Below are 11,724 nucleotides of genomic sequence, written 5' to 3'. Positions count from 1 at the left end.
CCGGCTTTCAACGTATAGCGAGTGGCGTCTTGGCGGACATCAATCTCAAGACTCTGTCCTTGAAATGCGAGTCTGAATCGAAGACAGTCCAACTGTTCCGGCAAGGCCGGCCGAAAGCTCAGTCTGCCGGAATAGTCGCGCAGCCCCGCGAACCCATAGACGAACACCATCCACACTCCTCCCATGGAGGCAATATGGCAGCCGTCCTTGACATTTCCCGCCACATCCCCCAAATCCATCAAGGTCGCCACCCTCGCATACACCAGGGCCTTCTCCATGTCGCCGACCTCGGCGGCCATGATACTTTGGATGCAAGGTGAGAGTGACGAATCTCCGGTGGTGATGGGATCATAAAATTCGAAGTTTCGTCGCTTCAGGTCAGGAGAGAACTCATGGCCGAGCAGCAGCATGGCGAGGACGAGATCAGCCTGTTTGATGATCTGATACCGGTAGATGGTGAGCGGATGATAATAGAGCAGCAGCGGATACTTCTCCGGCGGCACGTGTTTGAAGTCCCATGGTTCTTCTTCCAAAAATTTATCGTCTTGCGGTGTGATCTTCAGACGTTCATCGTAAGGCACATACATGAGTTCAGCGGCCCGCTTCCAATCCTCCACCTCCGACGCCTCCAGCCGGGTCTTGTGCTCCAGTGCCGTGAATAAATCCGGCCGTCGTTCCCGCACCTTTTCCACCGTCTCGGCGGCGTATCGAAGATTCTCACGTGCCATCAGATTGGTATAGACATTGTTATCGACCATCGTACTGTATTCATCGGGACCGGTGACGCAGTGAATGCAGAATTTTCCGTCTTGGCGTAGCGAGTAGAAACCGAGCGACAGCCAGAGCCTGGCGGTTTCGACCAACATTTCAACCCCTTCATCGAAAAGAAATTCCTCATCGTCGGTCGCCTGCACGTACTTCCTCATCGCGTATATAATGTCGGCATTGATGTGGTATTGTGCGGTCCCTGCGGCATAATATGCCGAGGCCTCCTCGCCGTTGATCGTTCTCCACGGGTACATGGCTCCCCGTTGATTCAACTGCCGCGCCCGTCCCCGGGCCTTGTCCAACATGCCATGACGAAACCGCAGCAAATTTTTGGCGATCCGCGGCGCGGTATAGATCAAAAACGGCAAGACATAGATTTCGCTGTCCCAGAAGTAGTGCCCTTCATAGGCGCCCCCCGTCAAGCCTTTGGCCGGCACCCCTGTGTTCTCCGCGCGCGCGGATGCCTGTAGGATATGGAACAGATTGAATCGGGTGGCCTGCTGGACGGCGGTCGTGGAGGCCTTGGCTCGCGCCGGATTCGTTGTGACGGTGATGTCGCTTCGTTGCCAGAAATCTTCCATGTACCGCTCTTGGCCGACAAGCAGAGCGGAAAACCCGTCGGCGACCGCCCGGTCCAACGTACGCTCCACGCGGGCGCACATCTCCTCGGGAGGCGCCGTGTGGCTCGTATGATAGGCCATGTACTTCACCAGGGTGATCGGCTGGCCGGGCATCGCATCGATGGTCGCGACTACTTGGCCCGCATCTTCAGTGTAACGAGCCGTCCACGTCGCCTGGCAGGAAGTATCCAGGACATGATCGGTCGCGCAAGCCAGTATCATTCCGCTCTTGTTCGTGGCGTGACACAGGACGATCCGGCGGTCTTTCGCATAGCTGATACGGTGATGGAGAACTTTCTCAACAAACACTTTCGATTGTCGAGGATCATGATTGTTTTGCCTTTTCGCGGGCTCGTTCGCGATCATTTCGGCGGAGAGCACGATCGGAGCGGCCGCATCCAACATCGTCACCTGGTAGAAAATGGCCGCCAGATGGCGGTGCTCGAAGGACACGAGCCGGCGCGATGTGATCGACACACGTTTTCCCGACGGTGTTTCCCAGAGAATGTCGCGGTCCAATGTTCCGGACCGCATATTCAATCGCCGATTGAAACTCCCGACATTGGCATGGGGTAGCCAAAACGGCTCATCGTCCACGTACAGTTTGATGATCTTGGTGTCGGTCGCATTGACGATCGTTTGCCCTGTCGTCGCCAAGCCATAGGCTTCTTCGGGGTATATGATCGGCCAGCTCTCGTAAAAACCGTTGATAAAGGTGCCGTTCTGGCCGATTGGTCCTCCTTCCTCGAAACACCCCCGCATACCAAGATAGCCGTTTCCGAGCGCAAACATGGTCTCGTCTTGCTCAAGCAACTCGGGCATGAACTGTTTCTCGATAAGGTTCCACTCATCCGGAGGATAGATATGAGGAGGTAGGTGGAATTGAGGTCGATGGAGCATAAGATTACCTGGAGCGCCGGTCAGTTCTTTGCCTGCGGCGCGGGAAAGAGTTCGGTTTCCGGTTCAGACGGCAGCGTACACCCAAGTATTATCGCGGCAACTGCACCAAATTTTTTACCACAACAGATCGCTCCTGTTCCATACGCTCGGTAATCCTCTGGCAGGCGTGGAAAAACGTCCATATCATTCTTCGAGAGGGTCAGGACAAACGAAGCGATCTTTGAATATGCTGAGGCTCGCTGCGGTTCCGACCAGACGCAGATGAACTTCCATTTAGGGGAAAAACCAACACGAAATCGGCTTCTTCCAGATCGGCGTGCAGATCCTATCGGTCGTCTGCATCTATGTCGGCGTGCGACAGGCGGGCACCTCACGAATCTCAATAGCTCCACCTCGCGTGAATCCGACTTCCAGGGAGAGCACCAGTTACGTCATGGTTACGGCGATCGATAAGATGTCGCCACGGAACTGAGACTTCCGCCGGCTGTTGTCGCGCAACAGCGATAAAAGCGTGGGGTATGGTAAGAGACCAAGCGGTATGAGTCGATGCTGATCCATCATGCGCGGTGTAACAGACCGTCTGTTCTATGATGCGAAGGGTCTGGCAATCTGGATCATTGAATAATGCCGAAGCATCTCTATTCGACTCTCTCTCAAGCCGTCGAGGCCTTGCGGCGGCTTGGCTTTGCGGCGCATTTCACGTACGACGAGAAGACCCGCACGATTGCCGCCGAAGGTCGTTCCTATAAGGGAGAAGACCTGCGAATTGTTGACCATTATCGTTTCGAAGGCATGTCCGATCCCGATGATTCATCAGTGCTCTATGCATTGGAAGGGCCGGATGGCACCAAGGGGCTCCTGGTCGCTGCGTACGGCGCCTATGCGGAAGCCGGTCTTGGTGCCGCCTTGAAGGAGACGAAAGACAGCCACGGAGAGTAAACCAGACATGGCTTGCGGAGGGATGCGCGTTGGATGATGGGAGGCGGTCTTGTCGGTCCGACAATCTCCGCGCGTACAGGTCCATACTCGATAGACAAGCCTCTTTGAACCCTGTTCATGCAGCTTGGATACACCGACTTCATTACAGCAACACCCGATCTTCTGCATCGACGATCGGCCTGCATCGTTCTCCATCAGACGGTCACGAGCCCTTCTGCTTCATCCACACTTCGGCGCGTTTCCTGATCTCATCCGGCGGCACATCTTCTATGCGTGTGTGAATCCACCAGTGGTTACCGGCAAAGTCCTTGACGCCTGCGCTGCGATCGCCATAGAACTGATCGCTCGGTTCTCTGACGGATGTGGCGCCGGTCCGAAGCGCGCGCTGATACCAGGCATCCGCGTCTTCGACATAGAGCGCGACCGTGGCCGGCATCGGTTTCCATTGGTCGGTGGCTTCTCCGAGCATGATCATCGAATCGCCGATTTTCACCTCGGCGTGGATGACCGCGCCGTCCGGGCCGGGGAGACGGAAGGTTTCTTTTGCGTCGAACGCCTGTTTCAGGAAGTCGATCAACTTGGCTGCCCCGTGAACGGTCAGAACCGGTGTCACAGTGTGATAGCCTGTGGGAATCGGTTTGGCTTTGGTTCCCATGATGGGTCTCCTTTCATGAACCGCCTGTCATCCAGTACCCCTTACGAGGACGTTCCTCCCAAGCTTTTTGGATTATTTATCAGCTTTGATTCACCTTATGCATAGCGTTTCATATCATTTTCTGCAGCTCCAGCACATGCGCCAATGCGACGAGCAACAGACTGAGGAAACGAAGCCCGAGAGGGCGATTCCGTCTCAATGCTCGTCTTCCGCCCGACTCTGCCGGAAATACATTTGCGCCTCCTGAAGCTCGGCCAACTGTGGATCAGCGTGCTGCCATTGATCGATGAACTTCGAATACAGTGTCAGCGCCTGGCGGGAGTCTCCGTTCTGCGTAGCGGCCGCCGCCGCTCCCAGCAGAGAACGAGCTCGAGCAGGGTGACGATCAAGCGCCTTGTCAAAGTGCTTGGCAGCGGCGTCGGGCCGGCCGGCCCGCAACAGAATTTCACCGAATAGTTCGTGGACCGGCTTGATCGACGGCGGCGGCCCGGACGGCGGGGCCGCATCGATGAGTGCCGTCGCCTGTTCCATCTTTCTGATCGCGGCATCATGCTTCCCTTGCGCGATGTCGAGCGCGGCGGCGATTTTCATGGTTTGAAGTTCAGCGGAGCGACGTAGCTCCTTCATGAACGGCATGGAATCCGGACCGGGCTCTCTGCTGATCGCCCGCAATGCCGTGATGCTTTCTTGAGCTTGGAGCGCCGACCTCTCCATCGCCGCGGCAAGCCCGCGGGCAAATATGATAGGGGTCTGAGCGAGAGTCGCAAACGCTTTGGAAGACGTGTCGGCTCCCGGCGATTCGCCGGTGCTCAGTGGAAGCGCCGGGCCGAGGATCGCTTCAGCCTTATCCCACTGTTGCGTTTCAACCAGATAGGATGCCGCCATCCTGGCCAAGATATAGCCGCCATCGTACAGACTGCGCGGCTGGTCCTTAGGGAATCCAGCCCAACTCTTTCTCATGGTGTCCAATAGGCTCTCGGCTTTTTCGTACCGACCCAATTGCAGGTAGGCGTACTGCATCCACTGCAGGCTATGATAATCGCGTTTGCTCGGCGAATGCCCGTTCTGCATGACCCATGCGTCCGACGCCTCCCAAGCCGCCAGGTTCGATGCGACTGCTTCCGGCCACATGCCCAGCTGGACGAAGATATGGGCGGGCATGTGTCGCGCATGCGGAGCGGCGGGGGCGATGTCGGCGTAGAGGAGCGCGGCGTCGAGGGCGCGATGAGCATCCTTGGGATTGTCATACGCGTGAATGACATAGTGAGCCGCGCCGGGATGATGAGGTTGCTGCCCGAACACGGTTGACGCAATCATGCCGGCGAGCAGGCGCTTCTGCGATCCCTGCAGTCCATCTCCGGCGCTTCCCAGGAGGGCCAGGGCGTAGAACAATGCGGCTTCGATATCGTCGGGATAGTCGCGATACACCTTCTGCATGGCCCTCGCATAGGCCCGATCGCGAGACGATTTGTTTCCTTCACCATAGAGAACGGTGACTGCTTCGATGTACGCCCGTTCACGGACGGTGAGTTCCGGTGTCATGGTGATCCGCGCAAGAGCCCGGCGCGCCGCCTCGGTTTCCTGCGGGTCACCCCAAAGCGGATGATTCTGGACCATGGCCTCCCCCCAGTAGCCCATGGCAAAGTCGGGATCGATCTTGGTGGCCGCGCGAAATTCCTCAAGCGCGACCGGATACCAGAATGAATGCAAGGCGGCGACACCGCGCAGGAAATGTGCTTGGGCTTCTCTCGATCGAGTGGAAGTCGGGAAATCAACCGTTCCCAACTCGTCCTGGTTCGCCGGGTTGGATGGGGATTGGGCGGCCTGGTGAGCGGTGGTGGGGGCCACCGGCATTGTGATCAGACATGCGACCAGCAAAAAGTATAGATGAAGAGGGCCTGTCAATGTCATGCCGCAGCTCATTTACCGGGACGTGGCTTATCGGGTTTGCCGTTCGCATGGCAATCACCCCTTTGCGCGGCTTCAATCGCGGCGATGTCGATCTTTGACATCTTCATCGTTGCGTTGAAGGCGCGCTTGGCGTTGATTGGGGATTTACCGAAAAGACCATCAGATCCATGAGTCAAACAAACAAACCATTCGTCGCGATGTAACTAGGAGATGCTCTAGCGAATGATCGTAGAGTATGCTCTATCGCGCCTTTAACGATGGCGCGAGTTTCTCCATCCGCTTGCTATTCGCCCTGCCGACCCTGTTGCTCCGCGGTGGCAAGCCTGCCTCCGCCACTCTTTCCTCGACGCCCGGAGTCGGCTTGTTGATTTTCCGGTTCCAGGCTCCGCGCAACCAACGGGTGAGGTCGCGACGCTGCTGGACCACCGCTACCGTACGGGCGGGTGATGATCTCCAGCAGGTGGCCGTTCGGATCCTCGAAATAGAGCCCGCGTCCGTCGTCCCAGCCGTTGATCTGGTCGCGTTCCTGGCGGTAGGGGTCGGCCCAGTAGGTGAGGCGTCGTTCACGAATCCGTTCGAAGATCTGGTCGAATTCGATCTCGCTCACCAGGAAGGCATAGTGTTGGGATACGATCTCGTCGTCGGTTTCCATATAGTCCAGCGAGGTATCGCCGACCGTTACTCCTGCAAACGGACCAAGCAGCGAGGGCGGAGGGAGGCCCAGGATTTCAGTCAAGAATAGCGCCGCCTTCTTTTTGTTTTGCGCGGCAACGATCGTATGGTTCAGGCTGACGGCCATAGGCGTGCTCCTTTTCTATTGGAGGTCGGATAGGACCTTGTCTCTCCGTTGGTCTCGACCATGCGCGTGCAACGCCGGCTCATGCGGCCTTTTCGCCATCGACTTCGAGCACAATATTCTGATGCGGAACACACAATCAGCCGCCGCGCCTTCACGGCGTCTTCCATCGGGTTAGGGGAGAACCAGGCCGCGCCGTCGATGTGGCGATCGCCGATCACAAGCGTTCGTCGGCTTCACGGCTGGACATTGACCTTTCGACTCCCGATCTCACGTTCGATCCCGTTTACCTGGCTTGTCCGGCATACTGCTCCGGGTTTGCGTCGAACTTCTGTTTGCAGCTTTGCGAACAGAAATAATAGGTAGTTCTTTTGTATTCGGATGCCCCGGCGGAGCTCTCTTCGTCCACCTGCATTCCGCAGACCGGATCGGTTTGTGTCGCCATATTATTCACTCCTTTTTATCCGTTCAGCTCGGCTTTAGCGCCAGCTTGCCCACGTAGTGCTCATTAAGCGCCCGATGCGCGTCGGTCGCCTGGTCAAGGGAAAATGTACGGGCGATGTGGACCTCGAACGGGCCGGCCTCGATCAAACGGTTGAGCTTCTCGACAATGTGTCGGTCGGGTTCACCGTCATAAGAGATGATCGTCACACCCGACGGTGCTCTCGGCACAGGCTCGATGCCATTGGGATAGGCAACACGCCCGCCGTCGCGCACCGCTGTCAGCGCTCGCTCGGCCGCTTCACCACCGGCGGTGAGGAGGGCGGCATCAAGACCATCCGGAGCGAACTTGCGAGCGGCTGCCAACACATCGTCCTTGTGCCCATCGACCACGACATCCGCACCCAACCGTTTTGCCAACGCTATGCCATCGCCACCGGACGCGACCGCGAAGACTCGCGTGCCCATGGGCTTGGCCAGTTGCACGGCCATATGCCCGATCCCTCCGCTTGCTCCGAAGATCATGACCGACTCACCCCGTTTGAGGTTTAGGATGTCGTCCAAGCCGCGCAAGCCTGTGATGCCGTCAGAGAGCGCGGCGCCAGCCTGTTCGGTGGAGAGCTTGTCGGGAATGCGCGAGACATACTCGTTCTTCATGGAGGCGTACTCGGCATAGAAGCCACCTTTGGGATTTGCAAGGGCCGCGGCATACACGCGATCTCCTTTTCTTAACGCTCTTGACCTGCTGGCCGACGGCGGCGACAATCCCCGCGCCATCGGAACCGAGCACATATGGGAACGTCGGCGCGGTCTTCGACAGCTTGGCGAATCCGCCCTCTCGCTCGAACGGATCCCACTGGGCCACGCCGGCCGACTCGATTCGGATCAGCACCTCGTCCGGTCCGACTTCGGGCACGGGGAGCCGGCGCATCGTAATGGTCTCGATACCGCCGAAGCGATCCAGCGCGGCGGCACGCATGGTTGTCGGGATTGATTGATGCATGTGTGTCTCCTTTGCGATTCAGCAAGACGCAGCAAGAGATTTCACTTCATCTCTCTTGTTTTAGCAAGTTTGGAACCCGCGACTTTCTGTGAGCGGCTCGTGTGACGTTGCGTCCTGCTAAATAACTTCGCAGCCTTAGAAGTTGTTGACAGGTTCGACCGCGGACACATCAATCCTCAGTGTGAAACGCATACACAACTTGTCCATGAATGGGCAGTCTGTCCGATGGTCAAATAGAGACGTGGAGTTGCTGCGACAATGCGATCAGAGATTGAAGGGGATGTGCGGAACACGTTCCAATCCGAGGCGATCGAGTGAGGAGACGGGGAAGATGGCTTACAACGTGCCGAGACAGTTATTGAGCACCCTGGCTTAAGGCTGGCCTGGGAAGGTCACTATCCCATCATCCCTTCGGATATGTGTTGAATGAGAGCAATGAACCCCTGTGGATAGAGGCCGAGCCACACGAGCAGGACCGTGAGCGCTGCCAGAAGCGCCGGACCTTCCCAGGATAAGGCCTGGGCGGATCCATGGATGGACACCTGTGATGGGAGATCGGCGGTCATGGCGATGATGATTCTGAGGTAATAGAACAGGCTGATCACGCTGTTGACCACCAGCAGGATGATCAGCATCCACAAGGCTGACTGCACGCCAGCCGAGATGATGAAAAACTTGCCGATAAACCCGGCGGTCATCGGAATGCCCGCGAGCGACAGCAGCATGAGAGTAAAAACACCGGCCAGGGCCGGCCGACGCCAGAACAACCCTCGATAATCTTCCAACGTATCGGCATCCCTCGTTCCCTTGGAAAGAACGGTTACAACGCCGAACGCGCCGAGCGCTGTCACAATATAGGCGACGACATAGAAGGTGATCGCCTCCGCCGCCAATTGCCCGCTTGCCACGAACGCCACCACGATATAGCCGAAATGCGCGATGGCTGAATAGGCCAGTATGCGCTTGACGTTTTCTTGCAGCAACGCCAGGAGATTGCCGACGAACATGGAGGCAATCGCGATCAGGCTCAGTGTCAGCAACAACGACGGGTACCGATGGCTGTCGATCTGCACAAAAAACCGCAACAACAGCGCGACCACCGCGCCCTTGGATACCGTGGCGACAAAGGCGGTCACCGGGGCCGGGGCTCCCTCATACACATCCGGCGCCCAGATATGAAACGGGACTACCGCCAGCTTGAACCCGAGACCCGTGATCATGAGCGCCACTCCCGCGAGAAAGGCGATCCCTTGCGCACCGGCATTCGTCTCAACGATCGGCATCGCCATGCGGGCGAATTGGAGAGTTCCCGACTCATGGTAAATCAAGGCCATGCCGAAGAGCAAAAAAGCGGACGATGCGGCGGAGAGCATCAAATATTTGATGCCGGCCTCAATCGAGCGAGAGTCCTCCCGGCTGTACGAGATCAACCCATAGAGTGCCACACTAAGGAGCTCCAGGCCGAGAAAGAACGATGCAAAATGACCGGCGGCCACCATGGTTTCGGCGCCCACCGTCGCGAGGAGCAATAAGATATAGAATTCCTCGCGCTGCCCGTTTCTTTTCTCCAGGTAGTCGTAAGAGAGCGCGGCGACGATGCCGCTCGCGACCAGAATCACCCCCATGTAAAAGAGCGCGTACGAGTCCACGATGAGGAGCGACGTGACGCGGCGGGGCGCTGCCGAGACCGCAAGGAAGATCGCAGCGAAGGCCGCTCCATATCCAAACACGGCCGTGAGGACAGTGATCAGATGATGGCGGCGAAAGGCCACCATCATCATGACCCCGAGGGCGGTGGCCGTCGTCAGCAAAATCGGCAAGAGCGCGAGAAAATCCTCGGTCACCATGACTATTTCGCCGAGACGGTCTGGGAGCCGTCCACGATGGCTTGGAGACTGATGAGAGCCGGATATGCCGTGTTCAGCACCGGCTGCGGATGGAGTCCCATCCAGAGTTGCAGCACCATCATGACACCGAGCAAGGCAACAGCGGGGCGCGAGAGATCCGGAACCTTCCAGCCTTCAGTGTTGTGGCCATGAAAGGTTCGTTGAATCAGGATGAGTGAATAGACGGCTGCTCCCACGATGCCCACCGTCGCCGCCACGGCCAGCGGGACGCTGGTATGATAGGTTCCAAGCAGTATGAGGAATTCCCCGATAAAATTGGCCAGTCCGGGCATCCCCAGAGACGCCATCGAAAAAAAGAGCGTGATGCCTCCCAGTTTCGGCACCGTTCCCCAGAGTCCTCCCATGCGGCGCATGTCGCGAGTGTGGAGGCGTTCCTGTAATGCGCCGGCGAGAATGAATAGGGCGCCCGTGCTGATGCCGTGCGCGAGCATCTGCATGACGGCCCCCTCCAAAGCTTGCGTATTCCAGGCAAAAATGCCCAATAGGACGAATCCCAAATGCGCGATGCTGCTGTAAGCCACGAGCCGCTTGAAATCGTGCTGCGCGAAGGCCAACAATGCGCCGTACAGAATTCCGATCACGCCGATCAGCATGGCGATCGGCGCAAACGTCATGGCGGCATCCGGGAACAGCGGGATGGCGAACCGCAGCAGTCCATACGCGCCGGTCTTCAGCAGCAGTCCGGCCAAGATGACACTGCCGCCTGTCGGCGCCTCGGTGTGGGCATCGGGAAGCCACGTGTGAATCGGCACGGCCGGGAGCTTGACGGCGAAGGCGGCAAAGAATCCCAGCATCAGCCAGAGTTCCGTGTTCGGATCGATCGTGGTGCCCAGCAACTCCAAGTAATTGAACGTGACGACGTCTGTCTGCCGATAGTGGATGACCGAGAGGCCCAGGATCGCAATCAGCATCAGGAGACCGCCGGCCTGAGTGAAGATAAAAAACTTAATCGCCGCATAGGCGCGGCGTTCGTGGCCCCAGATGCTGATGAGCAGGTACATCGGCACGAGCATGACTTCCCAAAACACAAAGAAAAGAAAGAGGTCCATGGCCATAAAGACGCCCAGCACCCCGGCCAGAACCCACAACACATTGAAATGGAAGAATCCCACTCGTTCTCGGATCTCGCTCCAGGAAGCCGCGACTGCCGCGATACCGAGAAACAGGGTCAATAGGGCCAATAAGAGGCTCAATCCGTCCAACGCGAGATGGAGACTGATTCCGAAACGGGGGATCCAGGGAATATTCACCTCTGCCATCCAGGCATCATGGCGGGAGAGTTGGAGTTGATCGGCGGACGTAAGCCACTGGGCCAGGCCGAGGACAAGATCGACGGACAAAGCCGCCAAGGCGATCCAACGAGGCCAGCGCGGTCCCCAGCGCTCGGACAGCCATGCCAGCATGCCCGCGAGCGGGAGAATCATGATCAGCCAAGCGAGTATCATGTGATCCTCCTACCTCTGCCCCTTACCCCCATATGATGAGGGCGACGATCGTGACCGACCCTGCGGCCAGAACCGTCGCATACCAACGGACTTCTCCCGTCTGCATGCGCTGAAACAGCTCATGGGCGAACCGGCCCAGCCGCATGAGGCCATCGTAGAGACGATCAACGAGATCATCCTTATTGATCTGAGCCAATCTGAGGAATGGACGCACCAACAACCGATCGTATGCGCGATCGAACAGATCGTGCCGACTCGCGCTCGCTGCTTCAAGGTAGGGGCGGACGAACAGTCGATCGTACAGCCGGTTGAAAGCCCAGCCTCGAAGGGCAAACCAAC

At 57.8% G+C, this 11,724-nt stretch carries 10 protein-coding genes and 1 pseudogene; 1 reads left to right on the top strand and 10 read right to left on the bottom strand.

The annotated features are described in order from the left end of the window. Positions 1-2,288: glycoside hydrolase family 65 protein (locus tag ACOSYY_RS13315; RefSeq protein WP_421662985.1), on the bottom strand; the 2,288-nt coding region annotated here is incomplete at its 3' end. 624 nt (positions 2,289-2,912) lie between these two features. On the opposite strand from ACOSYY_RS13315, the gene ACOSYY_RS13310 reads away from it, so the two are divergent. Beyond that, positions 2,913-3,227 (top strand): phosphoribosylpyrophosphate synthetase, encoded by a 315-nt coding sequence (locus ACOSYY_RS13310; protein WP_421662984.1) that lies wholly within the window; start codon positions 2,913-2,915, stop codon positions 3,225-3,227. A 202-nt stretch (positions 3,228-3,429) separates the two neighbouring features. Here ACOSYY_RS13310 and ACOSYY_RS13305 read toward each other — a convergent pair whose 3' ends face one another. From ACOSYY_RS13305 to ACOSYY_RS13265, 9 genes and pseudogenes are all read right to left on the bottom strand, one after another. Continuing rightward, positions 3,430-3,882 carry a VOC family protein gene (locus ACOSYY_RS13305; RefSeq protein WP_421662982.1) on the bottom strand — a complete coding sequence of 151 codons (453 nt, stop codon included), beginning with the start codon at positions 3,880-3,882 and terminating at the stop codon, positions 3,430-3,432. A gap of 195 nt (positions 3,883-4,077) precedes the next feature. Beyond that, positions 4,078-5,793: a hypothetical protein gene (locus tag ACOSYY_RS13300; RefSeq protein WP_421662980.1), complete on the bottom strand. Its 1,716-nt coding sequence runs from the start codon at positions 5,791-5,793 to the stop codon at positions 4,078-4,080. Positions 5,794-6,076: 283 nt separating this feature from the next. Next, positions 6,077-6,592, bottom strand: a complete 516-nt coding sequence (locus tag ACOSYY_RS13295; RefSeq protein ID WP_421662978.1) for a VOC family protein — start codon at positions 6,590-6,592, stop codon at positions 6,077-6,079. A 283-nt stretch (positions 6,593-6,875) separates the two neighbouring features. Beyond that, on the bottom strand, positions 6,876-7,034 hold the full coding sequence (locus ACOSYY_RS13290) for a YHS domain-containing protein (protein WP_421662976.1): 159 nt from the start codon (positions 7,032-7,034) through the stop codon (positions 6,876-6,878). Between the two features lie 23 nt (positions 7,035-7,057). After that, positions 7,058-7,687: a quinone oxidoreductase family protein gene (locus ACOSYY_RS13285; protein ID WP_421662975.1), complete on the bottom strand. Its 630-nt coding sequence runs from the start codon at positions 7,685-7,687 to the stop codon at positions 7,058-7,060. Further along, positions 7,617-8,033 (bottom strand): alcohol dehydrogenase catalytic domain-containing protein, encoded by a 417-nt coding sequence (locus tag ACOSYY_RS13280; protein ID WP_421662974.1) that lies wholly within the window; start codon positions 8,031-8,033, stop codon positions 7,617-7,619. The genes ACOSYY_RS13285 and ACOSYY_RS13280 overlap by 71 nt, the downstream gene beginning before the upstream one ends. A gap of 395 nt (positions 8,034-8,428) precedes the next feature. Beyond that, positions 8,429-9,880: an NADH-quinone oxidoreductase subunit N gene (locus ACOSYY_RS13275; protein ID WP_421662973.1), complete on the bottom strand. Its 1,452-nt coding sequence runs from the start codon at positions 9,878-9,880 to the stop codon at positions 8,429-8,431. A gap of 2 nt (positions 9,881-9,882) precedes the next feature. After that, positions 9,883-11,385 carry an NADH-quinone oxidoreductase subunit M gene (gene nuoM, locus ACOSYY_RS13270; RefSeq protein ID WP_421662972.1) on the bottom strand — a complete coding sequence of 501 codons (1,503 nt, stop codon included), beginning with the start codon at positions 11,383-11,385 and terminating at the stop codon, positions 9,883-9,885. A gap of 22 nt (positions 11,386-11,407) precedes the next feature. Then, positions 11,408-11,724: pseudogene (locus ACOSYY_RS13265) on the bottom strand (hypothetical protein); the annotation flags it as partial.

Source organism: Nitrospira sp. BLG_2, assembly GCF_049222245.1.
Note: the sequence above shows the minus strand (reverse complement) of the source record. Positions and strands in the feature narration are given on the sequence as shown.